We start from the raw sequence: 24,308 nt of genomic DNA, 5'->3' as shown, positions 1-24,308 counted from the left end.
TTAAACTTTAAAATAAACGTCTTTAAAAGGTACTCTAAATCTTGGACCATAGATTCCAGATTCGTCACGTTTACCACAACCAATAATCATATTGATTTCAGCACCTCTAGGTAGGTTAAGAATTCTCTTTACGCGCAGTGTGTCGCTTCCCTCCATGGGGCAAGTATCATAATCAACGGCTGCCATTGAAATCATGAAGTTTTGTGCAGCTAATCCTGCACTTTTATGAGCTACTATGCGCATATCGCTCAATCTCGTTTGACGGTAAATAGGTCTAAATAATCCTACTAGTTGAAAAGCCAAATACTTGAGGAATCCTAAAATTCCAAATACATCAAAATATATGGTTGGTATAACTTTATTGTAATAATCTGTAGCTTGTTTTTTTCGTTTGAGTAAACGTTCACTCAAATTAGGTTTGTCAAATGCCTTGTTTAGAAATTCAATATTGGCTTTAGCGCGTTTTCGCCACAAGTCTTTTCGAGCAACCACAACAACGATTTGTTGTGCTGTTTTAGCTGCGTTTTGATTAAAGCAAGCTTTGGCAAGTTGAGACATGGTGTCTTTATCGGTAACATGATAGAACTCCCATAATTGAAGATTGCTACTAGTTGGTGCAAGGGAGGCATTTACTAAGCATTCCTTTACTTTTTCTGAATCTATGGGTTCTTCAGTATAAACACGAGTTGACCTTCGGTATTGAATTGCTTCTGAAACTGTTTTTTCCATGTCAAATTAATTAAAAGAGTAAATCATAGAATTTTTGGCCAATCCAATAGCCAAACCCTAAAACTAGCGGGTAACCGATGAAAAGCCATAGATAATCGAAAATATTTAGCTTTTTAAATGCGCCTATTCCCGAATCACCCAAAATTTCTAGAAAATCGTACCAGGTTTTAAGGCCCATTTTAATAGCGGTCGCATTTGCAATAATAGCAACAACTAAAATAGCAATACCAATTATATAATACTTAATCATAGTAGTTCTAATGCCAAGTAAGGTTACTCCGTTCTGTCCAATATGCATTGGAGTTACAGGATAATTTACTTAGTATTTCAATGGCTTCTAAAGGTAATTCAATTTTTAAACAATCCATATTAGAACGTAATTGATTTACATTGGAAGCACCACTTAATACCCAATTAGGCTCTACTTTATCTATAACATAGCGCAAGGCTATGGCATCAATTCCAACCTTATAATCATCTGATAATTGCTTCAGCAAATTATAGATTTCAGAATACCTTTTGGACTTATACCATGGGAATATTCTACCATTGGCCAAGGCTTCCTTTATTATTATGATTTTAGAATTGGCCCTTAATCGCCTCAGGGTTTTTAAGGTGCTTTGCTCTAGTATATTAAAAGTTACTTGATAAGAATCAATCAAAGGTTGACCATCGACGTAAATGGACATTGCTGCGTCAATAATTTCTGCTTGGTTTGCACCACTTGTTGAGATTCCAATATTAAAGCCATGGTTTTGCTTTAATTCAAATAGCCTATTGTGTACATCCGTATTGGAAAGCACACCACTATCTAAAGTTGCAGAATGAATTTGATAAATATTTAGTTGAGGCAAGAACTGTTTGGAGAATTGCCACTGTTCATTGAGCTTATTTAGAGAATGTTCTTTGATTTCATGTTTTCCAGAATACCCAATTTCCCAATTGGCCACATAAGTGTATCCCCATTTTGTTGAGATTGAAATATCCTTATTTTGACGGCTTGACATCCAATCTAATAAAAATTGTTCGCCATAACCATAGGAGGCGGCAACATCAAAATGGCGTATTCCCAGATTGTAGGCCTCATCTAAGACTTCTAACGCTTTTTCATTAAAGGCCACTTTAGATTTATCTAAAGGCTTGGTTGCTCTAATATTGATATAGTCTGGGCGACCAATTGCTGCGAGTCCAAGTCCTAAGGAGGTCATGTCTTAAACGGCAGTTTTTAGTTTATCAGAGTGTAGTTTACGAAGTTTCATCAACTTAGGCGTAATAACATAATTACAGTAGCCTTGATTGGGATTACTTTTGTAAAAATCTTGATGTTCTTTTTCTGCTTCGTAAAAAACATCTAAAGGACTAATTTCTGTTACTACTGGCTCTTCGTAATATGGAGCTACAGCTTTACATACCTCTTCTGCAATTTCTTTTTGTTCTTGGTTATGATAATAAATAACCGAACGATATTGTGTTCCTCTATCAGCACCTTGACGATTTAAGGTGGTTGGATCGTGTGTGGTCATAAAAATGATTATCAGGTCCTCGTAGGAAACAATATTTGCATCATAGGTTATTTGTATCACTTCGGCATGCCCTGTTAATCCAGAACATATTTCCCTATAAGTAGGATGTCCTGGAACCTGTCCTCCGGAATATCCAGATACAACCGATTCAACGCCTTTGACTTCTTGAAAAACAGCCTCAGTACACCAAAAGCATCCACCACCAACTGTAGCTTGTCGTATCTTTTTAGTTATCATGATTTACCTCTTTTTGTAATGTCATAGACTCAGAATTTATGCAGTAGCGTAAGCCACTTGGTTCTGGACCGTCTGAGAAAACATGCCCTAAATGTCCATCGCAAGTGTTGCACATAACTTCAACCCTAACCATACCAAATGAGCTATCTCTTTCGTATTTGATAGCATTTTCTTTTATTGGCTGTGTAAAACTAGGCCAGCCAGTTCCGGAGCTAAACTTAATACTAGAATCAAATAATGGCGTATCACAGCAAATGCAATTGTATTTACCAGCATCATAAATACTGCATAAATCTCCACTATGAGGTCGTTCAGTCCCCTTTAATCTTGTAATTCTGAACTGCTCAGGGGTAAGTTGAGATTTCCATTCTTCTTCTGTTTTTTCAACGCGCTTATCTGGTGTTGGATTGCCATTGACAGCGAAGTTGATAACGTCTTTCCAAGTTAACATATGTTCTTTTTCATTTTATTGTAAAAATAGTCGAATTAAGAGGTATGTCCTTACTAAGAAAATCATAAAAAATAATGTGATTTTAATCGAGATTGTCCATCCTCTCACAGAATGTATTGCTTTGAAACGCTGCAAGTTTTTATATTTGAATGTATTGAAAGAAAAGCTAAACATGGAAACTCTTAAACTCGCCTTAGATTGGAGGCCAAATACGAATCATACAGGTTTTTTTGTAGCAAAACATCTTGGGTTTTATGAGGAAGAGGACTTAAATCTTCACATAATTTCCACAGAAGAAGATAATTATGCCATGACTCCAGCAAAAAAAGTGGAACTCGGGCTTGTGCATTTTGCCTTATGCCCAATGGAAACCTTGGTTAGTTACCGTACAAAGGCTAATCCTTTTGATGCCATAGCTATTGCTACTATTTTTCAAGAAGATATAAGTGCAATTTGTGCGTTAAAGTCAAGAGGCATTAAAAGACCAAAAGACTTAGATAATCATATTTATGCTTCATATAAAGCAAGATATGAAGATAAGATTGTACAGCAGATGATAAAGAATGATAAAGGTAAGGGCGATATCATTTTAAAGTATCCTGAAAAATTAGGGATTTGGAATACCCTACTTAATGGTAAAGCTGATGCAACTTGGATTTTTGTCAATTGGGAAGGCGTTGAAGCTGAAGCCCAAGGGATTGAACTTAATTTATTTAGAATGTCAGATTATGGAATACCTTATGGTTACTCTCCAGTAATTATGACTTCACAATCTCAACTAGAGGAACAACAAGAAGTTTGTCGTTCTTTTTTACGAGCTACTAAAAGAGGTTTTCAATACGCAATAAGCCATGTGGAAAGCGCTGCTCAAATATTGGATTTATATGTTTCTAAGGCTGATAAGTATGTAGATTTAGTAAAAAGTCAAATCATGACCTCACCAAGTTATGGTAAGCCTGATTCTTGGGGAGAAATGGATTTAGATAAAATACAATCCTTTTTAGATTGGTTGAGAAAGAATCGACTAGAACGCACTAAGTTTAAGGCAACTGATTTGGTAACAAATGAGTTGTTTGAAAGGTTATAATTGATATAAAAAAAAACCGGCGCTAAACCGGTTTTGTATAAGGTGTTGAATGTGATTATACTAAATCGAAATAAGTAGATGCTACAGCTACTATTAATAAAACTAGAACACTAGAAACAAATCTTGCTCCTAGAATAGTTAGTCTATCTTTTTGAAAGATATAATCTCTTCGTTTTTCATTTTTTTTCTTTATCAGCTTCATAGGTTAATTTTTTGATTTTACTTTTTGTTCTTAATTAATATAATGATATTTAGTGTTTTATAAAATTTATGAGGTGCTTTAACAAAAGAATAATAGTACTTCCCAATAGATGTTAAAGCCTAAAATATCAAAATTTGAAGGTATTGAAGGGTCTTACACTAAAACCATCGTTAACATTCTTTTCGCTATCTTGTAACTATTATTGCTATTAATTAACCTAACAAACCACAAAACCCTCATGGAATCCTTCTTTAAAAAAGAGTATGCTATTGCTATTGCATTGGTTTTCTCCTTATTTGCTTATTCTCAACAGACCATTACTATAACACTTATGGTAGATACACAATCTTTTAATCCAGAAACCCCTCTGGCGTCATGTTCGCTTAAAGCAGAATATTCTAGAAGTGGTGAAGTTTTGGAAGCTTGGGATAATTTAGAGAACTTTACTGTTCCTGCAACTGTAGACGACAACATTGTTTGGGAAGGTATGTCAACAAGTTCTGGTCGTACAAGAGTTGATATAGCGAAAATTCAAGGGGAAAACGATTCAAGGATTTTTAGAAAAAGAACGAATTACGGAAGGCTTACAGAAGTTAACCCTCATAAAGTCGTTGAGAGTAAAATTCTGTATAGCACAAAAGATAAGCCCGATTATAAATACAGTATCTATTTTAATATCAATAATGGTCGAGATACTTTTAAGATAGATCCAAAAATCAAAGTAGGCACTAAAAACTAAAGTTTAACTTTTTAAGTTATGAATCTAAAGAAGATTGCTACAACAGTAGTAATTTGTTTAGTCTTTGCTGTTCTAACTGCTCAGAATAAAACTAAGGCAGATAGTCTAGAACAGATTTATCTAACCAAGAGTCTTAGTGTTGAGGAAGAATTGGATGTATTAGGTAAATTGGCCCAATATTCTCCTGATATTGATAAGGGACTTAAATACAGTGAAAAATTACTTCAATTGGCAAGGTCTCAAAATTCAATCGATGACCAGCTCCAAGCTTTGCTTCAAAAAGGAAATTCCTTAACACGAAAAGGAGATTTAAGCCTTGCGCTACAGACCTATCTAGAAGGGGTCAAAATTGCTGATTCGTCAAAAAAACAAGAGCTGCTCGGAGCAAGTTATATAGCCATTGCAGGTGTGTATTCTGTAATGGATAACAAAGAAAACACCATTGGATATTATAGAAAGGCTATAAAAGTACTTGAAGATCTTCCAAATAAGTTGGTTTACGCTTCAGCTCTGGAAAACCTTGGTGACGAATATAATCTCAATCTCGGTCAACCCGATTCTGCATTGTATTATTTTGAACAATCAGGGAAAATATTTAATGAGCTAAATAATAAACTTGGAATTGCATATAACTTAGGGAATAAAGGTCTTGCCTATGCTCAAAAAAGACAGACCAAACTTGCTGAAAGTAATATTAATGAAGCTATGGTTCTTTTGGCTGAGTTGGGCGATTATTATGCGATAAGTTCCTATTTAGCATATATGTCTGACATTTTCTTGGTAAAAGGTGACTACGATACGGCTAATTTTTATGCACAAAATAGTCTAGATATGGCTCAGCAAAACGGACTTAAAGATCAGATTAGCGAGGCCTATTTAAAGCTATCTGAAATTGCTGAAGCTAAAACAGAAAATGGCCTTGCATTAGACCTCTACAAAAGCCATATTAGGTATAGAGATAGCGTAAAAAATATTACAGTAGCTCAGAAATTGGCCAAACAAACTAGAGAGGCAGAACTGCAGAAAAAGCAAAACTTATTAGACTTATCAGCAGAGAGAGAAAAAAAACAGCAGGTTATTGTACTAGCAACTGCCATTTGTTTGTTACTTATAGGGTTGTTGGCCTTTGGCCTTTATAGAAGAACCATATTCATTAGTAAATCTAAAAAGCTCATTGAGGCAGAAAGAAATAGGTCTGATGAATTGCTACTCAATATTTTACCAGAACAAACGGCAAATGAGCTTAAATTATCAGGAAAAGTAGATGCTAAACGCTATGAAGAAGTTACTATTTTATTTTCTGATTTTAAAGGATTCACATCGTATTCCGAAAAATTAACACCCGAAAAAGTGGTAAAAACTATCGGATTTTATTTTTCTGAGTTTGACAAAATTATTGAAAAATATAACCTCGAGAAGATAAAGACCATTGGAGATGCTTATATGTGTGCCTCAGGCTTACCACGTCCTAATAAAAATCATGCTTATGATATTGCTAGTGCTGCACTAGAGATGATTGATTTTATTAATTCTGTAAAGAGTAATGGCAGTGAAGACTTTAATTTTGATATCCGTATTGGAATTAATTCCGGACCTGTAGTTGCTGGTGTTGTGGGTACTAAGAAGTTTGCTTATGATATTTGGGGAGATGCGGTAAATATTGCCTCACGTATGGAATCTTCATCTCAAATTAACAAGATAAATATTAGTGAAGCCACCTACACTAAAATTAAAGATCATTTTGAATGTGAATATAGGGGAGAATTGGATGTTAAAAATAAAGGCCAGCTCAGAATGTATTTTGTTAATTCAAAGAAGTTAACTTAATCATATCTAAAATTTAATTCTTTTTCTCTTCTTCTGCTTTTCTCTTTTCTTTTTCTAATTTTCTAAAGTAGCCACGAGTCAAAACACTATGTTTTAAAGCTTCCATATTTTCATTGAACTTGGTAGTACCTTCGTCGATATTAAACATAATCTCTTGAAGTTGATTGACTAATTCCTTGTCTGTTGACAGGTAATTAATAACGCCTTCACCGTTTTTTAGCTGTTCTAAGGTGGCGTTTAAATTATCCATAACTATTTTAATGTCATCGGTCGATTTGTTAAGATTAGCAATAATTTTTCTTACGTTTTGGGCCTCAATAGTGTCATTTAAAATTACACCTGCCACACTATTGTCAAAGTTTACAGACAAAATGAGCTTGTTAAGTTCTTTAACGGATTTGTGAGCTTCTACACTTGTTCTTTTGAGGTAGTTTACAGTTTCTTTGAGGTTTTGTGATAAGGTAGAATCTGTTATCAACATACCTAAGGTGCCCTTGCCATCCGTAATTTCATTGGTGATATTGAGTAATTTAGAAATAAGTAGCGCCGCATTTTCATTGGTACTGCTCAATGTATTGAGCATTTCATCAGTACCAATTTTAGTGTAAGAAGCAATAAAACTTCCATCATTTACTGTAGTTTTACCAGAATCTCCCGGGATGATATTTACAATAACATTACCAACCAAACCATCAGTGCCAATAGTGGCAATAGCATCTGTTTTAATATGATTTGTCATTTTTTCATCAATGACCATTTCTACGTGAATCACGGAATCATTTACCATTTGAATGCGTTTCACTGTTCCTACGTTTATGCCCGAGTAACGGACATTATTTCCTGGGACCAACCCATTAACGTTAGTAAAATTAGAACTTAAAAGAAAGGTCTTTGCAAATAGGTTTTGCCTCTGGCCAATGAAGTATATAGCTACTATAAAAATTAATAGGCCAATGGTCATAAAAGCACCTAATTTTAATTTTTCACTTCGTGTTTTTTTCATCATTTCAAGGTTTTACTGTTTAAAAAACGCCTTAATTTTCTTGTCTTTAGAGGCTGCCAAATCATTAAAGGTACCCTCAGCGTAATTAATCCCATCTACCAGTAAAATCATACGTTCTGCCACAACTCGTGCGCAATCTACATCATGTGTAATAATTAAGGATGAGGTTTTGTATTGCTTTTGAATGTTACGCATGAGTTCTATTATCTCTTTTGATGTAATAGGGTCTAGGCCACTAGTAGGCTCATCATATAGGATTATTTTTGGTTTTAAAATTAATGTTCTTGCTAAGGCGATACGTCGCTTCATGCCACCAGAGAGTTCAGCAGGCATTAGGTTGATTGCATCTAACAAACCCACATTTTCAAGTGCCTCTTCAACCAAAGGTGTTGTTTCGTCAACAATACCAAATTTGTGTTTATGGCGTCTAAGCGGAAACTCCAAGTTTTCCCTAACGGTCATAGAATCGTATAAAGCACTGCCTTGAAATAAGAAACCTACCTCTGTTCTTAGCTCATCCAATTCTGCACGATTCAATGCCATTAAATCATGCCCCATGATTTCTATATAGCCAGAGTCCGCTTCCATCAAACCAATGAGACATTTTATCATTACCGATTTACCGCTACCAGATTTACCCATGATAACTAGATTTTCGCCTTCATAGAGTTCTAAATTGAAGCCTTTTAATACCTCGTTTTGTCCAAAGGTTTTCTTTAAATTTTCAATTTTAAGAATTGGTAGTGACGCCTTTACATCGTGTGATTTTGAAATATGTTGCTTCTGTGTTTTCATAGCTTAGATTTCAAAAAAGATATCAGTTATAAATACTGCGATAAAATCTAGGATAAAGAGAAGCATCGAGGCAAAGACAACAGCTGAATTTGCGGCTATACCTACACCAACAGTTCCTTTTTCACAATTATATCCTTTAAAACATCCAACCAAACCAATGGCAAAACCAAAGAAAAAGGTCTTAAGGGTTGCGGGAACAATATCGCTAAAAGCAAGAGCATTTAGAGCCTTGTTGAAATAAAGCCTAAACGATATATCACCTTTAATGTTTTCTATGATATAGGAGCCGTATAGAGCGATTGCATCACCAATAATGACTAAAATAGGAAGCATAAGGGTAGTGGCAAATATGCGTGTAACTACCAAATATTTAAATGGATTGGTGCCTGAAACTTCCATGGCATCAATCTGTTCTGTGACACGCATGGAACCTAATTCGGCACCAATACCAGAGGCAATTCGCCCAGCAAAGGTCAAAGCAATAATCACTGGTCCTATTTCTCTAATAATTGAAATACTTACCATGGAGGGCATCCAGGATTCTGCACCGAACTCCTGTAAGGTTGGTCGTGTTTGGAGTGTGATAACAAGACCAATGATAAAGGCAGTAACTCCAACAAGTAACATCGAGCGGTTTCCAACATTATAACATTGCCTTAAAAGTTCTTTAAATTCAAAAGGTCTGGACAGGACCTCCTTAAAAAAACGCTTTGTGAAAAAGGCTAAATCACCGATTTCAATTAAAAAACGTTCAATCTTACTAGAACCAAGCATAATGACATCTATTATTAGTTTAAATATACAGCGATAGGTCTAGTCCTAAAATGATATCAATCAGCGTAATACAAAGCTTTTTGCTAATTGAAATAGCGATTTTGTCTATTCATTGAGGTAGTGGCGTATCATATCCGCAGTCGTTATGATTCCAACCATTTTTCCATTTTCAACTACTGGTAAAGCGCGGTACCTTCCTTTAGAGAGCATCTGTGCAGTTTCTGTAATACTCGTTGAAGAGTCTATGTATTTGGGATTAGGCATCATTATATCTTTCACGGTTTTATCTGTATAAATACTATCGTTATCATCTAGTCCAGCACCATTTAAGCTATACATAAAATCTGCGAGGCTAATCATGCCAATAAGCTTATCGTCTTTAGTTACTGGAATGTGATGGTGAAAGTGTTTCTTTTCATAGATGTGTTTGACATCCAATAATTTTTGGTCTGGTGATACACAAATGACATTTTTGGTCATTAGGTTCTTGATTGAATGTGTTTTCATGATTACTGATTTTCACTTATAAATTTAACTCAAGAATTTCTTTGTATAAATGACCGCAATCATATTTAGAGTCTACATTATATAATACATTTAGACTATTATTACATCAATGCATCCCAGTTATGAAAACTAAAACTATCATTGAATTACTAACCTTATCATCTAGTCTTTATGTTCTAGCAAAAGAGCATAATTTATTTGACCGACTTAATGAGATGTCAGAAAAGGGAAAGGAGCATCTCAATAAGATTTCAGAGGTAGAGATTTTGGATGAAGAAGGCAATGAAATTGAATTTTTAGACAAGGTGATTTTAAAAGCTAATCAAGCTAAAGAAGAACTCGAGGAAAAAATCGAAGAACTCATAATTAAGTTTTACAAAAAGATTAATGTAGCCCATTTAGACGAAATTAAGGCCTTGCATTTAAAACTTGAAAAATCTGAAGATAAAATAGCTCTTCTAGAAGCACGCTTAAATCACATCGAAGCAAAAAAATAATATGGGTATTGTTGCCTCCATAAAACGTAAATACAAGTCTGTATCGCGCTATAATGAAATTTTAAAAGTTCTCATTAAATATGGCTTTGAGGATTTGGTACAACATCTAGAGGAACGGAAGAAGTACACCTTTATTAAGAATCTAATTCCAAAACGTTCTAGAGTTCAGGCTATGGAATTTACAAAATGGGAGAAGATGCGTTTGGTGTGTGAAGAACTTGGGCCAACCTTTGTTAAGTTTGGCCAAATCTTAAGTAATAGACCAGATTTAATTCCATTTGAACTCGTTTTAGAATTTGAAAAACTTCAAGATAACGTGCCTCCTATGCCTGATGATAAGGTTAAAGAAGTCGTGGTAAGCGAATTAAAAAAGGATATTGATGAGCTATTCGCTTGGTTTGACCCCAAACCCTTTGCTTCAGCTTCTATGGCACAGGTCCATAAGGTGACGCTGCATACGGGAAAGCGGGTGGCTTTAAAAATTCAAAGACCAGGTATTAAAGAGGTTATTTTAGAGGATATTAAGGTCATGTACACTATTGCCGAAATCCTAGAGAATAGAATCCCTTCATTAAAAAGTTTTGACCCTGTAGGATTGGTGAAGAATTTTGAAACTAGTATTTTAAAAGAGCTGGACTTTATTAATGAATCCATAAATATTCAAAGATTTTATAATAATCTTAAAGCTGATGATAGCCAAGAGCAGTACGCTCGTGCACCGAGGGTTTATCAAAACTTTACAACAGAAAAAATATTAGCTATGGAGTTCATGGCTGGTATTAAAATTGACCGATTAAAAAAACTCCAAGATAAGGGAATTGATACCAAGGTTGTGGCTCGGCGATTAAGTATAAGTTTTTTTAAGCAGATTTTTGAATATGGTTTTTTCCACGCAGATCCACACCCTGGCAATTTATTGGTATTGCCAAACAAGCATATTGGTTATTTGGACTTTGGTATGATGGGAACCATTCTACCAAGGGATATTAAAATATTTGGTCAATTATTTTCGTCCATTACAAAGCGCGATGTAAAGCAAATAATTAATGCTATTCAACAGCTTTCCGATGCTACAGTAATAAAGGATATAAGAGGTTTAGAATTTGATGTCAATGAGTTTGTTGAGAAATATTATGTGCGTGATGTGCATGATAATGAAATGAGTACGGTTTTATTAGAATTAAAAGATATCATCGTAGCACATGGACTAAAAGTACCTACCTATTTCTACCTTTTTGCAAGAGCTTTGGTAACCCTAGAAGGTGTATTGGAAAAACTAGATCCTCAACTCGACCAATTTGAAATGGTAAGACCGTATCTGTCTAAGAGTATAACTAGGAATTATAGTCCTGTTGTAATGGGTAAAAAGGTGTTTAATTCTATTTTTGAGTTAACGGATTATATGGAAGAATTCCCTAGGGACCTTAAAAATGCCATAAGAAAGATTAACAAAGGGCAGATTGAGGTAGATCTCACACACAAAGGAATAGATCCCATTATACATACCTTTAAAAGATTAACTACGCATTTAGTCTCTGCCTTTATTATGGTTGCTTTGATCATAGGGTCTTCATTATTTATAATAAGTGAAATTCCTCCATTGTGGAACGAGATTTCGGTTATTGGTCTTTTGGGAATTGCGCTAACTGTAGTACTTGGTTTTGGGATGCTAAGGGATATACGGAAGAAGGATTATTATCAATGGTAGGTCCAAATAAAAAACCTGTATGTAAAATCAGGGTTCTATTTTACATACAGGTTGATTAACTTTGTTGGGTTACGCTTTAGTTAAGTTTTGTTAAAGGCCTTTTTGAAATGCTGGAATGCCTCCGACATTTCACCTTGAAAGTGGTCCCATTGTGATTCTTCTTTGTCCTTTTCGTACTTCTTTTTAAAATTTTCTACAAACTCCACAAACTCGGTTTTCCCTTTCTCGTAATTGGTTTTAAAACCTTCCTTACCCTTTTCTAATTTACTTTCTAAAATTTCCAACTTCACTTTAAACATTTCAATATCTAAAAGCATGTACTTATAGAGCTTATTTAGTGTTTCATTGGTTTTGATCTTAACTTCAATATCATGCAGTTTTAGAAGGATATTACGCTTTTGTACTTTAAACTTGTCTAGGGTTTCGGCTTTTCCTAGGTTGAGTTGTACGATGAGTTCGTCAAAGGATGTTCTCATATCTTCATACTTATCCTTGCCTTGTTGCATCTTAAATTTGGAGTCGTGAATAAATTGATTGAATTTCTTTTTGGTATCCTCATAGGAGTCTTCCAATTCTGCCTTACCCAATGAGGCTTGTACCTGAAATTCTTCTAATTCAACGGCTGCTTTTCTGAGAAAGTCAACAGCCTTGTCAATAATTTTGGTGTTTTCTGCCGTTTTCATTTGTATTGTATTTTAGTTATTTCTAAAAATACTATACCCTTTTGAGGTCTAAAATGATATTCATCATTCCTTTTGAGGTAAAACGAATAGGTAAATTGGTAAAATATTAGTTTGATCATTCCCTCAAGGGATATTTCTATTTAGGAGCTGAGCCAAACTTGTGGAAGTTTTTACTCCTCAACTTTATAAAATTGAAATCTGTTGTTAAAGAGAAATCCTATGTTATCCTTAGTCTTTGTAAATCGCATTTCGTCGCCATCGCTTACATCAATGAAGCTTAACGCATCCATAGCGCGCATCACATCGCGTTCACCAGTATTTGGATTGTCAATAATAAGTTGTTCTCCATCACGGGATAAGTGCACATAATATTTTCCGATATCAGGAATCTCCTCAGTGTAGAGGTATTTGCCTAACAAAGGGTTTAAGTCATAGTCACTAGGTGCAGCTAAACGTATTGTTCTAGGTTCAGCAAGGTTCCAATCGTAGTATTGAGATGCGGATCTAATGATTTCTTCAACTAAACTGCCGCCATTATCTGCATTGGTCATAACAATTATGGCATCGCCAGAATTTACAAAACCAACCATGTTGTTGGTGAAACCAGCATTTTTTCCACCATGTCCAAACTTTAGAGCTTCACCCTCATCATTTATCGCAGGACCAAGGCCCCAATTATTTTTATGCTTGGTTAGCATTTTATCAATGGTAGTTTTTGAAAGTACTCCGTCTGGTTTACCATTGTTAATGTTATATACCTCACTGTAATATTTAGCTAGGTCAGTAGGCGTAGTCCATAGGCCAGCAGCGGCCTGTTCTGGATAGTTGTGCCAAAGCCCTTCAATAATATTACCTTCATAATCATACGCAGCACTTACTTCATTATGAAATTCCTTTGGCAAAGGTTGTGCATAGGTGCTGTTTTGCATCTCCATAGGATTAAGGATATTGGCCTCTAAATAGTCTTCGAGAGGCATTCCGCTAATATCTTCAACTACTTTTTCCATCACGGTGTAACCACCACCAGAGTAGCGCCAAATAGAATCTGGACGTGTATCCACAAAAATTCTTGGCGTATTGCCTTTGCCATTAAGTACTTGGGTAATAGACGGAAATGTATCCGTTGGTTTATACCCTGGAAAGCCATGGACGGTCATTCCTGCAGTATGTGTTAGTAACCTTCGTACAGTTACTTTTTCATCTTTTGTAAATTCGTTGTCTTCAACCTTCCAATCTTTTAGATAGGTGTTAACGTCGGTGTCTAAATCCAATTTTCCTTCTTCTGCTAGTTTTAGAGCCGCTAAGGCTGCAATTGGTTTACTAATAGAACCTGCTTGAAATAAAGTTGTTGAAGTTACTTCTATTGAGTCATTGGTATTTGCCATACCATAGCCTTTCGCCCAATGTAGCTCGCCATTTTTTACAATAGCCAGACTCATCCCAGGAACTTTGTAAAAATCCATACGCTCCTCAATGGAATACGTAACTGGCTTTTCACCTTCTATAACAATGGATGTTATAAGACCATTTTCAATGGTGTTAATTTCAGAATCAAAATTAGCTGAGCTGTCCTTTTGGGCACAACTTTGCATTACCAGTAGGACTATGGCAAGATGTATAAATTTTTTCATGAGTGTTTTTTGATTGATTTACTGCAATAAAGTTAATTAATATAGTTGGTAAATAGTCGGCTTCTTTATTCCAAGATGATGGTTCCTGTCATGTAGAGCTTGGCTTGCCCGCTAATTTCAACACGACTTTCTAAGTGCTTACATTTTAAATATCCTTCCCGCTCGGAGAGTTGCATCGCTGTTAAGCTTGTTTTGTTAAGTTGTTCTGCCCAATAGGGTGCTAACGATGTATGCGCAGAACCAGTTACTGGATCTTCATTAATACCACATTGTGGTGTAAAAAAGCGTGAGACAAAATCTACTGTAGAGCCCTTGGCGGTTACGATTATACCGCGGCAATCTAATTTTCCTATTTCAGCAAAATCAGGATTAAGATTTTTAATGTCAGTTTCATTGTCAAATACAAAAAGATAATCGGTTTTGCCTTTATAAACGGCCTTTGGTCTTATGTTAAAACCAGAGTATAGGTTTTCTGTTAGTTCCAATTGCTTTATGTCATCGGATGGAAAGTTTAATGTCAACCAATCGCCATGTTTTGTAACTGTGAGGTTTCCGCTTCTTTCAGAAAAAAGTTCAATGGTATCTCCTAGATGATTCTCATGATTAAAAAGTACAAAAGCTGAAGCCAATGTGGCATGGCCGCACAAATCAACTTCAACTTCTGGTGTAAACCATCTTATGAGATAGCGATTACCGTCTCTAACATAAAAAGCAGTTTCTGAGAGGTTATTCTCCATAGCTATATTTTGTAATTGGTCATCACTGAGCCATTTGTCCAAGGGGCAAACTGCAGCTGGATTGCCTCCGAAAAGACTGTTGGTAAAAGCGTCTACTTGATAAATCGTATTGGTCATTGGTAATATTAGGTTTTTAATAAATGTCTTTTAGACGAAGTTAAAACCTAAATAACTAATGGAGAAGAAACAGGCCTTGTAATTGCAGCTTAAATTTAATTAATATCATCAAACTGATTGCGGTCATTGAATGTGATTTATTCTGTAAGTATTTTAGGTCAATTAAAGTCGCGAGATCTAAAAAGTTTAATATTAGATATATAAACTGCTCCAGCGGAAGTCGAAAAGCTATTAGAGTAGACAGTCTTAAAAACCAATGAATTATGAAAACACTTAGTTTAAAATTTTTGACCATACTTCTAGTTATAGGAGTTGCATTTACCAGTTGTAGTGATGATGACGATAATAATTATATCGATCCTAACGCACTGGAGGATATTGATATTGTAATTGACCAAACGCAAACATTCAATATGACCATGTTCGTCATGTCTTTTGAACAGATGTTTGGCTCGGATGCAAGATGGACTTGGGATTATTCTCACGATGTCCAAGATGGTAAGGCCTTAACGTCTTATCAGAACTTTAAAGTTGTAGGTGAGTTTGGAGATGGCGTATTTACTATTAACCACGACTTTAACTCAGATGGTGTAATTACGTCTTCAACTAGAATAGAAACTTATGACTATGATGATGACGATGAAATTACTTTTACCTATCTCTATGATACCGAGGGTAAAATTGTTCAGTTGACAAAGGAAAAATACGGTCAGATTAGGGATATTGTTGAGATGGAATACAATACCAACAATGAACTTGTAAAAAAAATCCATAGAGGTGACTACAACTACAGTGACGGTGAGGAAGAAATTTTCACTTACAATACTGACGGCACGGTAAAGAGTTATGAAAATGAGAGTTGGGGAGAAACCTATAATTACACTTACACTAATGGTAATATGACTCGACAGGAAGAAAATGATAATGGTAATATTTACGTTGAGATTTTTGAATATGATACTCAGGGCCGTGTCATTAATTACTATGATGAAGGTGATATTTATGATAATAGAGCGTTTGAGTATTATGACACTTATTTTAGAGAAATTGATTATGACGAGTATAATGGTACCAGAAGAATTGATGATATGACCGATTATAGCGCTTATGATGTTGATCTAAAACGTTGGGATTTTGACTATGACGGTGCAGTATTTGAATTTTGTAAAACACGAGAGTTTTTCTATGTTGAAAATGGCAACATGCGCTTAGTAAGTAAAAAAGAATACTTTGAAGGCACACCAGAAAATTTAGTTTTGGTAGGTTATGTTACCGTAGATACAAGAGATGCGGCGAACGATTACAAGAAAACCAAAGAGAGCATTTACGATGCCAACGGTGTCTTACTGTATTATGTTACGTATGAAGTTGTTAATAATTCAATTCAGAGCCATCAGGTTTACTTGCCAGATGGTACAGCCATTGAAGACCATGAAATGGATGATTTAATGTGGATGGAAGAATTAATATCAGATTTAGATATCACATAAGTTTAGTCTTTAAAGTAAAAGAAAAGCTCCCGTTTGGGAGCTTTTCTTTTACTTTATTTTTAACAGTGGACAACTGATAAGGCGTATTACCTAGGTAAATTTTTCCTGTTAAAAATGTAATTTGGTAAGCACAAACTTCAGTGAAACGAGCACTGACTATGATGTATAAAATTTTATTTTTAACTTACTTCTGTTATTGTTGGATGAAATAAAAATTTGCTACTCAGCTATGATTAGAGGTTTCATTGACCGCTTACCCATTTTGAGTTTACCATATCAAAAAGAGTAAACATTTTAAGTTTAAAATAATAGGAGTTTAAGTCATTATCAGTTAAGTTCTTTACCATAACCTCATAGACTTCACTTGGGTTTTCTTTTACTTCTGGTGATTCAAAAGTGTTAAAGAGCTTATTCCATTTAAAATCTTTTTCTTTTGCTAATTCAATCATTTTACGTTCACACTCAAACAAAGCCACTAAGGTTTCTTTGTTTACTTTATACTTTGGGTCATAATCTTGAAACGCAGGAGACTCTATATAGAAGTCTTTGTCCATTGCTATTTTTTTAAATACTTCTAAATAGCTCTCACCAGAACCATCCTTTAAAACACCCTGCTCAATTAGTAATTTTTCGTGATTATCTATTATAGACTTTATGTCATAGCCTTCTGCTTGATATTTTGTCTCATAACATTCTTGAATTATATCATCAAACTGAAACGTTTTTTCATCACATGAGGCTGTGATAAGCATTAATAAAAATAGTGTTATGATTTTATCCTTCATGTGCTGTTTGATTAGTGTGAAACTCCATTATGTGAATTTAGTGAATATTATGAGAAAAGAATAAAAAAATAGTGTTGAAAGCAGATTGTCTGCAAGAGAAATTATACTGCGGTGGACCTAAATGGTTGTTGAGGGAGATAGTCCTCTTAGGTCTCAAATATTTTTGTTATTAATGCAACATATTTTTGGGTATCCTTTTTAAATTTTCTTTGCAGCGCAATCCATAATACAATGCATAGAGCTAATAAGGTTCCTCCCAGCAAGTACATGTTAACATTGGTATTTATACCTGAGATTATAGCAATAAGAAACCCTAAGACTAAAATGATATGTATTGACACTATTAATTTTATAAAGAAGTGTTGTCTAAAAGTAATTGCAACATTTGTCACATTTTCATCGTCATTTTTCAATAATTCTCCTTTAACAACCGTCCAATTCTGAAATGCCATATACCAGACATATAGCATTCGTTTACGTATTTTAAAAGTCACTGAATCATTTTTTTCTGTATTTGCGTTAAACACAAATCCACCAATAGAACCGAGTTCAGACTGCAATTTCTCACTAATAGCTCTAGGGCTTTTTTTTAATGTAAACGTCCAAGGTTTCAAGTCATATCGTTTTTAAGTTGTGCCAACGGTTTTAGGCATGTCTTTTTTTGTAAAGTAAGCATTATTTTTTGACTCTAATAAAAGAAAGTCAATAAGGTTTGAATTACGATTAGACCTGCTATTATTCAATAACATTTGATGACGCTACCTCTCGATGAAGTCTCCAAATGCCATCGTCGCCTTTTTTTAATATAGCCAAAAAGTTGTCTTTCAATTCCACAACAGTTCCTTCACTATTTGTATAATAAACATGACTAGTGCCAAAGTCGTACGCTATAGTGTCTGATGCAATTATTGTTTCTTTCGGAAACATAATAATGCTATCGTAAGGAAAGGGACCTCTATTCTTACTAACTTCATACATTGTGCTCCAATCACTACTTCCTGGTGAAATGGTTACAGCATCTTTTGTCACCATTTTTCCTATGGTTTCACCATCACTTTCTTTAACAGCTTTCATAAATATCTCACGGGTTTTGTCTATTGAAGTCAATTCTGCTTCAATATCAATAGTATTTAACGACCCTAATTCCGTTTCGTTACTCCTTTCTTTACAGGAAAAGAGAACCAGGATAAAAATAATAATTATTGAACCTCTCATATTTCAAAATTTATATTTAGCAGTTATAATATAGTGAATTATAAGCAAAGGTGCTGCGATTAGCACAGGCTGTATTGAGCTATGACCGTGGTTGTAAGTAGATTTTGATTGTTTATCATTTAGGTTTAAAATTTCCAAAGTGCCATAAAATTCCACTTGGATCATGAAGAAAAAATTCATTGCCCCATTGTTTATACACTATTTCAGACACTCTAACACCATTATATTTCTCTGTTAGTTTTAAACTTTTTATGTGATCTAAAGATTTTTCTACATTTTCCACTTCATAGAAAATCATTGTATTATCAATCCAATCTTTAACGTAGGCATCTTGCAAGTAAAATCCGAATTCTTGTATAAAGAAATAGGACATATTTTCTGAAGTTACTATTTCATCAAACCCTAAATCCGAATAAAATTGTCGAGACATGCTATAATTTTTAGAACCAATAAATGGTCTGATTGATTTGCCTTTTATTTTCATCTGGATTATTTGTTTTAAGTTGCTCACAACAATCTTGTCTGCGTGCATTAAGAATTGCGTGGGTTAGAACTAAACTTTGCAAGTATGCACCAAGCTGAAAATCCGCGAGGATTTTCAGAAGTAGGCGAGAAAAAGCAATTTCTTATATCCATTGTTGTGCTTTCGTTATTTTTCAATTTGGGTCAATTCTGCTCTAATTTTCTTCTGAACTATTTCATTCTCTCTTATTCCATTTCTATAATTTCGATTCATCCATTGATAAAACGAAATTGCTCGTTTTAGTGCTTCTAGGAAATATATATTATTCTGGGCATCGGTAAGTTTGACGGGTTCAGCTAACCCTCTGTTATCGTTTGTTTTAAGAGTCGTTTTCACATTTTTAAATATCTCACTCATATGAAAATCCTTTATAGGCTCGTAGTCCATTCGTAAATCTTCAGTGACGTAGAAATACTTGAAATCATATAATTCAGAAATAGAAATTCTAAGCGCGTCATTTCGGATGATATTTATTCCCTTAGATTTCAAATTTTCATAGGCGACAGTTATCGGTTCAAATGTTCCTCGCCCTGTCAATCTCGCATAAGAAAATCTTAAAGTATCTGTCAAAGGGGTTTTTAGAATTAAATGTTCCAATACTACCGAATTATGTTTTATTGCGTTCTCGTTATAAGTAATCTTTGAATTAAAGTTAAAAACGTCCTTTTCAAGATTAGTTAGAATTTCACTTAACATTTTCAATTCAAGTTCACGCTCGATATTAATATTATTCCAATTATTTATCTGAAGAGCAATTAAAATTCCAATTACTACGAGTATAATTTCCCCAATAGCATATTTAAAATACTTTCCTGTTTTGTTTTTTTGCATAAGGTCGTATCTAATCTTTCTAAAAAACTTAATCATAGTCTAATTTAAACATTTAGTTTTCCGCAAGCGGCTATCTCAACCAAAAGTCTACTAGACTTTTGATTTTGCTTTGCAAAATTAAGTTTCGATAATCTAAAGAATTTTATCATTGGTTAGCGGTTGGTCATAATGAAGCACAACTAGGGCATATGCGTTATTAAATGTTCCATAATACTCCAAATTGGAGAGATATGAATATGTTTTTCAAATCTCTTTGGTTTATATGAAATCATCTCGTGAGGATTAAAAATACTTTATTCTTTTTAGTTAAACAACACAACACTTGGATTGTAAATGCCGGAGGAGAGATTAGCGCTGCTGTGCTCAAATAACTCCAAAGCAGGAAATACAAGAATTAGACAAATCTTATATTTCTAAAGGCAATATCAGAACATGTTTTGAGATATCGGTTAAAATTATAAGCTTTTTGTTTATCTTGAAATTGAATATGATTAACCAATTTCACAGGTAATTTCCTTTTGGTATAGTGTACTTGTCTGTTTTAGTGAGCTTTTAATCTTTGTTCAATATTAGTAGTGAAGCCTGTATGATAAGCATTGTCATTATATTGCAAAATATAAACTGTGTAAGATAATGCCATATCGTTAAGTTTATTCAACGTTATAATTTAATGAACGTGTCCACCGAAGCCTAAATATCATATATTAATCTCAGTACAAAACCTTAAAAAGCCCTATTTCGCTCCTCATAACAGCGTGGCTTCATAGGGCACAGGTGGAGCCGGAGAGATTAACTTTGTTGTTCTATAGTGACTTTAAGTTTGCAAATATAACTGCCCGTCTTTGCACGACTAGTGTCTAAAAACACAAAAACCCATGCAAGTAAACTTGATGGGTTTTTGTATTTTCATTCACATTACAGTTGTGAGTGTCGTGGAGCCGGAGAGAATCGAACTCTCGTCCAAACAAGTAACCAAAGAGCTTTCTACACGTTTAGTTTTTTCTTGGTTTTAGACTATAAGCTGACAAAAAACAGCCTACTTACAGCTTAGCTTCTTAATCTCGAAAGGGTATCGAAGCACTACCCAATCTTAGTTAATTTTTACGATGCCTCTAAAAAGAACGCCACTAACCAAGGCTTTCTGGAGACATTTAGCCTTCCTACCTAGTAGGAATGAGCAGAATCTTACTGTAATTCAGATTACGCAGCTAAAGCGTAGTTATTCTCGCCGTTTAAAATTTGGTCTAGCCTTTTACGTGTTTCAATGCCATTACACGACGTGCTTACCATTTAATTAATCTCGCTGTCAAAACCAGTCGGCCCCTTAAATGATAATTTTAAAAAGGATGGCGAAGTTACAAAAAAAGTTGTGCAACCTCTTAAATCCCATTATTTTCGCGCAACAATTATTCCAAAGTAAGTTTTGGTCATCATGTCAGGTTGTAATCATTTAGGTTGCTTTCTCGATAAGTAAATAAAACAAAAGTTCCCATGAAATTTGCCATAATTAAAGAGCGAAAAAATCCACCAGATCGTCGCGTCGTATTTTCTCCAGAAACCTTAGCACAAGCTAGAAAGCAATTCCCTAATGCTAATTTTGTTGTAGAATCTTCTGAGATAAGAGTATTTACAGATGAGCAGTACCGCAGTTATGGTTTCGATGTCGTTGATGATGTTGCTAGTGCCGATGTTATGATTGGTGTTAAAGAGGTCCCAGTAGAGGCTTTGATACCTAACAAATCCTATTTCTTTTTTTCGCACACCATTAAAAAACAACCTTATAATAGAGATTTACTCCGTGCTATTCTAGAAAAAAACATCACTCTCTACGATCATGAAACTATCGTTGATGCTAATGGTTACCGACTTATTGGTTTTGGCCGTTATGCGGGCTTGGTAGGGGCTTATAATGGCTTTAGAGCTTTAGGCCTACGTGATGGGTTGTTTACTCTCCCAAAATGTGAAAGTCTGGCCGATTTATATGCGGTCAAAAAGGAGTTAAATAACATCACTATTCCAAATATTAAAATTCTACTTTCAGGGACGGGCAAGGTGGCTAATGGTGCCGCTGAGATTTTAGACCACTTAGGGATTAAGGAAGTGAGTGATGCGCTCTATTTAACATCTCAATTTACAGAACCTGTCTATTGTAGGGTAGATGTTATGGAATATGCCAAACGCAAAGATGGTAAGGTTGGCGATCGAATGGAGTTCTATAAAGACCCATCAGGTTACGAGAGTAATTTTATGCCTTACGCTAAGAAATCAGATATGTTTATAGCCGGACATTTTTATGGCAATAATGCACCGTATTTATTTACACGCGAAGACGCCAAACATCCCGATTTTAATATTAATCTCGTAGCTGATATTTCTTGTGATATCGATGGTCCGGTGGCTAGTACACTGAGACCTTCTACCATTGCACAACCATTTTATGGTTATGATGCCAAGACTGAATCTGAGGTAGCTTTTGATGCAGACGGTGCCATAACTGTAATGGCTGTAGACAATTTACCTTGTGAACTGCCCAAAGATGCAAGTGAAGGCTTTGGTGAAACCTTTTTAACTCAGGTGATTCCTTCGTTTTTTAATGATGATGCCCAAGGTATTCTAGAGCGGGCTAAAATTACTGAAAACGGTCAATTGACTGAGCGGTTTAAGTATTTAAAAGATTACGTGGAAGGGAAGGCATAAAACAGATCTTTTTGGGTGGTCGATATTCCTTTTTGCTTAATGCAAGTAGCTAGTTTCTTTTAGTGATATACCATCTGTAACCTAAGGTAAATAGAGCCTGAGATTCAAAGGATGTCCCTAGATTAGAATCAAGAGGATTATATTCTACTGACACAATCCAGTAGCCTTTATCACCATTAGTGAAACTCGATGATAAATAAAGATTAGATGGAAAGGGCCTTATACCAAAGATGACTTTGGTATTGCCAAATTTTTGGCCAATACCGAGCTTACCAGTTATTATAGATGGGAGCGCAAAGCCAGCAGAATATTCAAAAATAAATCCGTTTTCGTTAATGCTTGTAGTTCCCCAAAGGACAGAAGTTCCAGGAAAAATACTGATATCACCTAAGCTGTTGCCTTCTGGTAGATAGGCAACTCCAAAATTCCATTCAATAAAAGATTCTTTTGAGGTCTTATTTGTAAGTTCTTGAGAGACTATAGATGTTGTTGCTAATGAAGTCAGCAGGACGAAGACCGAAAGTATTAACCTCATAATCAATTAATTTTTGAATGCAATAACTAAGGTAGTGAATATTACCTAAATTTCTAAAAATGAAAATGTTAGGTTGTTTTGGGGTTTTTGGATATGATGAATATCATTTTGTAATCTACTATAAAGACCGAACTTATAAAACAGTAATTGTATAATAACTAAATACTAGTCTCATGAACACTCCCGTTTTATTATCGGTAATTTTTGTATTAATTCTTCTAGCAGGAATCCGCATTATTTTTGAATATAAACGCGCTTTAAAATTTAGATTTGGGAAGTACGTCGGTACTTTAAGGCCTGGGTTTAGATGGATTATTCCGCTTATTGAAACTATTCAAATTGTTGATATAAGGGTAATCACGGTAAATATTGTATCCCAAGAGGTGATGACCGAAGACAACGTGCCTTGTAGCATAGATGGCGTGGTTTTTTTTAAGGTTGTTGACCCAGAAATGGCGGTATTAGAAGTAGAGGAATTTCAGTTTGCCATTTCACAATTATCACAAGCCGCATTGCGTGATGTATGTGGTAAGGTAGAATTAGATACCATATTATCTAAACGCGAGGAAATGGGCAAGAATATAAAGGCCATAGTAGAATTAGAAACTAAGGTTTGGGGAATTGAAATTATTGATGTTAAAATAAAGGATATTCAATTGCCAGAAAATATGAAACGGATGATGGCCAATCAAGCTGAAGCTGAGCGTTCTCGTCGTGCACGAATTATTTTGGCACAAGCCGAAGAACAGGCAGCAGATGCTTTATTGCAAGCAGGTAAGCAAATTGATAAGTCGCCTTCGGCAATTAAGTTAAGACTCTATCAAACCTTATCTAACATAGCAGCAGAGAAAAATTCAACAATATTGTTTCCATTCCCAGAGGAAGTTCTTCCTAGACCTAAAAAAGAATAGTAAATTTTCTAGTAAGGGAATAAAAAAAAGGAACGCTGCTGAGCTTTCCTTTTTTTAGTTTTTCCGTAGGTGAA

General features: G+C 34.8%; 28 protein-coding genes and 1 other RNA gene. 8 read left to right on the top strand and 21 right to left on the bottom strand.

The features are described 5' to 3' along the window. From J4050_RS13125 to msrB, 5 genes are read right to left on the bottom strand one after another with little or no spacing between them, the layout of a single operon-like run. A complete protein-coding gene (locus J4050_RS13125; protein ID WP_208155046.1) occupies positions 1–729 on the bottom strand; it encodes a nitroreductase family protein in 729 nt (242 codons plus the stop codon). Between the two features lie 10 nt (positions 730–739). After that, positions 740–979, bottom strand: a complete 240-nt coding sequence (locus J4050_RS13120; protein WP_208155045.1) for a DUF7672 family protein — start codon at positions 977–979, stop codon at positions 740–742. A 7-nt stretch (positions 980–986) separates the two neighbouring features. Then, positions 987–1,937, bottom strand: coding sequence for an aldo/keto reductase (locus tag J4050_RS13115; RefSeq protein ID WP_208155044.1), 951 nt, complete (start codon positions 1,935–1,937; stop codon positions 987–989). Between the two features lie 3 nt (positions 1,938–1,940). After that, positions 1,941–2,489 carry a peptide-methionine (S)-S-oxide reductase MsrA gene (msrA, locus tag J4050_RS13110; RefSeq protein ID WP_208155043.1) on the bottom strand — a complete coding sequence of 183 codons (549 nt, stop codon included), beginning with the start codon at positions 2,487–2,489 and terminating at the stop codon, positions 1,941–1,943. Beyond that, positions 2,479–2,940 carry a peptide-methionine (R)-S-oxide reductase MsrB gene (gene msrB / locus J4050_RS13105; RefSeq protein ID WP_208155042.1) on the bottom strand — a complete coding sequence of 154 codons (462 nt, stop codon included), beginning with the start codon at positions 2,938–2,940 and terminating at the stop codon, positions 2,479–2,481. The genes msrA and msrB overlap by 11 nt, the downstream gene beginning before the upstream one ends. A gap of 172 nt (positions 2,941–3,112) precedes the next feature. Between msrB and J4050_RS13100 the strand changes: the two genes are divergently transcribed. After that, positions 3,113–4,027 (top strand): ABC transporter substrate-binding protein, encoded by a 915-nt coding sequence (locus tag J4050_RS13100; protein WP_208155041.1) that lies wholly within the window; start codon positions 3,113–3,115, stop codon positions 4,025–4,027. 55 nt (positions 4,028–4,082) lie between these two features. Here J4050_RS13100 and J4050_RS13095 read toward each other — a convergent pair whose 3' ends face one another. Continuing rightward, positions 4,083–4,229 (bottom strand): hypothetical protein, encoded by a 147-nt coding sequence (locus J4050_RS13095; protein ID WP_208155040.1) that lies wholly within the window; start codon positions 4,227–4,229, stop codon positions 4,083–4,085. Positions 4,230–4,467: 238 nt separating this feature from the next. Between J4050_RS13095 and J4050_RS13090 the strand changes: the two genes are divergently transcribed. After that, a complete protein-coding gene (locus J4050_RS13090; RefSeq protein ID WP_208155039.1) occupies positions 4,468–4,968 on the top strand; it encodes a hypothetical protein in 501 nt (166 codons plus the stop codon). 18 nt (positions 4,969–4,986) lie between these two features. Next, positions 4,987–6,795, top strand: a complete 1,809-nt coding sequence (locus J4050_RS13085) for an adenylate/guanylate cyclase domain-containing protein (protein ID WP_208155038.1) — start codon at positions 4,987–4,989, stop codon at positions 6,793–6,795. Between the two features lie 13 nt (positions 6,796–6,808). On the opposite strand, the gene J4050_RS13080 is transcribed toward J4050_RS13085, so the two are convergent. The 4 genes from J4050_RS13080 to J4050_RS13065 all read right to left on the bottom strand — a co-directional run bounded on the left by J4050_RS13080 (position 6,809) and on the right by J4050_RS13065 (position 9,874). Further along, entirely contained in the window at positions 6,809–7,801 is a 993-nt protein-coding gene (locus J4050_RS13080) for an MlaD family protein (RefSeq protein WP_243878638.1), read from the bottom strand. A gap of 9 nt (positions 7,802–7,810) precedes the next feature. Next, a complete protein-coding gene (locus J4050_RS13075) occupies positions 7,811–8,593 on the bottom strand; it encodes an ABC transporter ATP-binding protein (protein ID WP_208155037.1) in 783 nt (260 codons plus the stop codon). A 3-nt stretch (positions 8,594–8,596) separates the two neighbouring features. After that, positions 8,597–9,367, bottom strand: coding sequence for an MlaE family ABC transporter permease (locus J4050_RS13070; protein ID WP_208155036.1), 771 nt, complete (start codon positions 9,365–9,367; stop codon positions 8,597–8,599). 105 nt (positions 9,368–9,472) lie between these two features. Next, positions 9,473–9,874, bottom strand: a complete 402-nt coding sequence (locus J4050_RS13065) for a CBS domain-containing protein (RefSeq protein WP_208155035.1) — start codon at positions 9,872–9,874, stop codon at positions 9,473–9,475. A 122-nt stretch (positions 9,875–9,996) separates the two neighbouring features. Between J4050_RS13065 and J4050_RS13060 the strand changes: the two genes are divergently transcribed. Together J4050_RS13060 and J4050_RS13055 are read left to right on the top strand one after the other, a co-directional pair. After that, a complete protein-coding gene (locus J4050_RS13060; RefSeq protein WP_208155034.1) occupies positions 9,997–10,371 on the top strand; it encodes a hypothetical protein in 375 nt (124 codons plus the stop codon). A 1-nt stretch (position 10,372) separates the two neighbouring features. After that, complete coding sequence (locus tag J4050_RS13055; RefSeq protein WP_208155033.1) at positions 10,373–12,079, top strand: ABC1 kinase family protein; 1,707 nt, start codon at positions 10,373–10,375, stop codon at positions 12,077–12,079. Between the two features lie 80 nt (positions 12,080–12,159). Here J4050_RS13055 and J4050_RS13050 read toward each other — a convergent pair whose 3' ends face one another. The 3 genes from J4050_RS13050 to J4050_RS13040 all read right to left on the bottom strand — a co-directional run bounded on the left by J4050_RS13050 (position 12,160) and on the right by J4050_RS13040 (position 15,247). Further along, positions 12,160–12,762, bottom strand: coding sequence for a hypothetical protein (locus J4050_RS13050; protein WP_208155032.1), 603 nt, complete (start codon positions 12,760–12,762; stop codon positions 12,160–12,162). A gap of 170 nt (positions 12,763–12,932) precedes the next feature. Further along, on the bottom strand, positions 12,933–14,393 hold the full coding sequence (locus J4050_RS13045; RefSeq protein ID WP_208155031.1) for a serine hydrolase domain-containing protein: 1,461 nt from the start codon (positions 14,391–14,393) through the stop codon (positions 12,933–12,935). 65 nt (positions 14,394–14,458) lie between these two features. Beyond that, positions 14,459–15,247, bottom strand: a complete 789-nt coding sequence (locus J4050_RS13040) for a PhzF family phenazine biosynthesis protein (protein ID WP_208155030.1) — start codon at positions 15,245–15,247, stop codon at positions 14,459–14,461. Positions 15,248–15,510: 263 nt separating this feature from the next. On the opposite strand from J4050_RS13040, the gene J4050_RS13035 reads away from it, so the two are divergent. Then, positions 15,511–16,737, top strand: a complete 1,227-nt coding sequence (locus J4050_RS13035) for a hypothetical protein (RefSeq protein ID WP_208155029.1) — start codon at positions 15,511–15,513, stop codon at positions 16,735–16,737. Positions 16,738–16,979: 242 nt separating this feature from the next. Here the strand turns inward: J4050_RS13035 and J4050_RS13030 are convergent, their stop codons facing one another. The 7 genes from J4050_RS13030 to ssrA form a co-directional block, all read right to left on the bottom strand. Then, complete coding sequence (locus J4050_RS13030; RefSeq protein ID WP_208155028.1) at positions 16,980–17,522, bottom strand: hypothetical protein; 543 nt, start codon at positions 17,520–17,522, stop codon at positions 16,980–16,982. Positions 17,523–17,668: 146 nt separating this feature from the next. Continuing rightward, complete coding sequence (locus tag J4050_RS13025; RefSeq protein WP_208155027.1) at positions 17,669–18,136, bottom strand: DUF423 domain-containing protein; 468 nt, start codon at positions 18,134–18,136, stop codon at positions 17,669–17,671. A gap of 121 nt (positions 18,137–18,257) precedes the next feature. After that, positions 18,258–18,737, bottom strand: a complete 480-nt coding sequence (locus tag J4050_RS13020) for a YybH family protein (RefSeq protein ID WP_208155026.1) — start codon at positions 18,735–18,737, stop codon at positions 18,258–18,260. Positions 18,738–18,852: 115 nt separating this feature from the next. Next, positions 18,853–19,167: a VOC family protein gene (locus J4050_RS13015; RefSeq protein WP_243878637.1), complete on the bottom strand. Its 315-nt coding sequence runs from the start codon at positions 19,165–19,167 to the stop codon at positions 18,853–18,855. Positions 19,168–19,386: 219 nt separating this feature from the next. Continuing rightward, positions 19,387–20,127: a DUF6090 family protein gene (locus J4050_RS13010; RefSeq protein WP_208155025.1), complete on the bottom strand. Its 741-nt coding sequence runs from the start codon at positions 20,125–20,127 to the stop codon at positions 19,387–19,389. 505 nt (positions 20,128–20,632) lie between these two features. After that, positions 20,633–20,731 (bottom strand): GIY-YIG nuclease family protein, encoded by a 99-nt coding sequence (locus tag J4050_RS15385; protein WP_347879120.1) that lies wholly within the window; start codon positions 20,729–20,731, stop codon positions 20,633–20,635. A gap of 290 nt (positions 20,732–21,021) precedes the next feature. Next, positions 21,022–21,415: a transfer-messenger RNA gene (ssrA, locus tag J4050_RS13005) on the bottom strand. Positions 21,416–21,582: 167 nt separating this feature from the next. Here ssrA and J4050_RS13000 point away from each other — a divergent pair. Then, positions 21,583–22,788 (top strand): NAD(P)-dependent oxidoreductase, encoded by a 1,206-nt coding sequence (locus J4050_RS13000; protein ID WP_208155024.1) that lies wholly within the window; start codon positions 21,583–21,585, stop codon positions 22,786–22,788. 49 nt (positions 22,789–22,837) lie between these two features. Here the strand turns inward: J4050_RS13000 and J4050_RS12995 are convergent, their stop codons facing one another. Beyond that, positions 22,838–23,323, bottom strand: coding sequence for a hypothetical protein (locus tag J4050_RS12995; RefSeq protein WP_208155023.1), 486 nt, complete (start codon positions 23,321–23,323; stop codon positions 22,838–22,840). Positions 23,324–23,496: 173 nt separating this feature from the next. Here J4050_RS12995 and J4050_RS12990 point away from each other — a divergent pair, with 173 nt between their 5' ends. Further along, entirely contained in the window at positions 23,497–24,234 is a 738-nt protein-coding gene (locus tag J4050_RS12990) for a slipin family protein (RefSeq protein ID WP_208155022.1), read from the top strand. Positions 24,235–24,308: the final 74 nt, after the last annotated feature.

It is taken from the genome of Winogradskyella pelagia (genome assembly GCF_017581965.1).
GTDB lineage: Bacteria > Bacteroidota > Bacteroidia > Flavobacteriales > Flavobacteriaceae > Winogradskyella > Winogradskyella pelagia.
Note: the sequence above shows the minus strand (reverse complement) of the source record. Positions and strands in the feature narration are given on the sequence as shown.

What these genes read in the sequence shown, in the direction of transcription:
- J4050_RS13060 (WP_208155034.1), top strand. Translation starts at nt 9,997, where the DNA reads ATGAAAACTAAAACTATCATTGAATTACTAACCTTATCATCTAGTCTT.
- J4050_RS13015 (WP_243878637.1), bottom strand. Translation starts at nt 19,167, where the DNA reads ATGTCTCGACAATTTTATTCGGATTTAGGGTTTGATGAAATAGTAACT.
- J4050_RS13085 (WP_208155038.1), top strand. Translation starts at nt 4,987, where the DNA reads ATGAATCTAAAGAAGATTGCTACAACAGTAGTAATTTGTTTAGTCTTT.
- J4050_RS13080 (WP_243878638.1), bottom strand. Translation starts at nt 7,801, where the DNA reads ATGATGAAAAAAACACGAAGTGAAAAATTAAAATTAGGTGCTTTTATG.
- J4050_RS15385 (WP_347879120.1), bottom strand. Translation starts at nt 20,731, where the DNA reads ATGGCATTATCTTACACAGTTTATATTTTGCAATATAATGACAATGCT.
- J4050_RS13075 (WP_208155037.1), bottom strand. Translation starts at nt 8,593, where the DNA reads ATGAAAACACAGAAGCAACATATTTCAAAATCACACGATGTAAAGGCG.
- J4050_RS13070 (WP_208155036.1), bottom strand. Translation starts at nt 9,367, where the DNA reads ATGCTTGGTTCTAGTAAGATTGAACGTTTTTTAATTGAAATCGGTGAT.
- J4050_RS13095 (WP_208155040.1), bottom strand. Translation starts at nt 4,229, where the DNA reads ATGAAGCTGATAAAGAAAAAAAATGAAAAACGAAGAGATTATATCTTT.
- msrB (WP_208155042.1), bottom strand. Translation starts at nt 2,940, where the DNA reads ATGTTAACTTGGAAAGACGTTATCAACTTCGCTGTCAATGGCAATCCA.
- J4050_RS13090 (WP_208155039.1), top strand. Translation starts at nt 4,468, where the DNA reads ATGGAATCCTTCTTTAAAAAAGAGTATGCTATTGCTATTGCATTGGTT.
- J4050_RS13125 (WP_208155046.1), bottom strand. Translation starts at nt 729, where the DNA reads ATGGAAAAAACAGTTTCAGAAGCAATTCAATACCGAAGGTCAACTCGT.
- J4050_RS12995 (WP_208155023.1), bottom strand. Translation starts at nt 23,323, where the DNA reads ATGAGGTTAATACTTTCGGTCTTCGTCCTGCTGACTTCATTAGCAACA.
- msrA (WP_208155043.1), bottom strand. Translation starts at nt 2,489, where the DNA reads ATGATAACTAAAAAGATACGACAAGCTACAGTTGGTGGTGGATGCTTT.
- J4050_RS13065 (WP_208155035.1), bottom strand. Translation starts at nt 9,874, where the DNA reads ATGAAAACACATTCAATCAAGAACCTAATGACCAAAAATGTCATTTGT.
- J4050_RS13040 (WP_208155030.1), bottom strand. Translation starts at nt 15,247, where the DNA reads ATGACCAATACGATTTATCAAGTAGACGCTTTTACCAACAGTCTTTTC.
- J4050_RS13045 (WP_208155031.1), bottom strand. Translation starts at nt 14,393, where the DNA reads ATGAAAAAATTTATACATCTTGCCATAGTCCTACTGGTAATGCAAAGT.
- J4050_RS13115 (WP_208155044.1), bottom strand. Translation starts at nt 1,937, where the DNA reads ATGACCTCCTTAGGACTTGGACTCGCAGCAATTGGTCGCCCAGACTAT.
- J4050_RS13010 (WP_208155025.1), bottom strand. Translation starts at nt 20,127, where the DNA reads ATGATTAAGTTTTTTAGAAAGATTAGATACGACCTTATGCAAAAAAAC.
- J4050_RS13120 (WP_208155045.1), bottom strand. Translation starts at nt 979, where the DNA reads ATGATTAAGTATTATATAATTGGTATTGCTATTTTAGTTGTTGCTATT.
- J4050_RS13000 (WP_208155024.1), top strand. Translation starts at nt 21,583, where the DNA reads ATGAAATTTGCCATAATTAAAGAGCGAAAAAATCCACCAGATCGTCGC.
- J4050_RS13055 (WP_208155033.1), top strand. Translation starts at nt 10,373, where the DNA reads ATGGGTATTGTTGCCTCCATAAAACGTAAATACAAGTCTGTATCGCGC.
- J4050_RS13020 (WP_208155026.1), bottom strand. Translation starts at nt 18,737, where the DNA reads ATGAGAGGTTCAATAATTATTATTTTTATCCTGGTTCTCTTTTCCTGT.
- J4050_RS12990 (WP_208155022.1), top strand. Translation starts at nt 23,497, where the DNA reads ATGAACACTCCCGTTTTATTATCGGTAATTTTTGTATTAATTCTTCTA.
- J4050_RS13050 (WP_208155032.1), bottom strand. Translation starts at nt 12,762, where the DNA reads ATGAAAACGGCAGAAAACACCAAAATTATTGACAAGGCTGTTGACTTT.
- J4050_RS13030 (WP_208155028.1), bottom strand. Translation starts at nt 17,522, where the DNA reads ATGAAGGATAAAATCATAACACTATTTTTATTAATGCTTATCACAGCC.
- J4050_RS13100 (WP_208155041.1), top strand. Translation starts at nt 3,113, where the DNA reads ATGGAAACTCTTAAACTCGCCTTAGATTGGAGGCCAAATACGAATCAT.
- J4050_RS13035 (WP_208155029.1), top strand. Translation starts at nt 15,511, where the DNA reads ATGAAAACACTTAGTTTAAAATTTTTGACCATACTTCTAGTTATAGGA.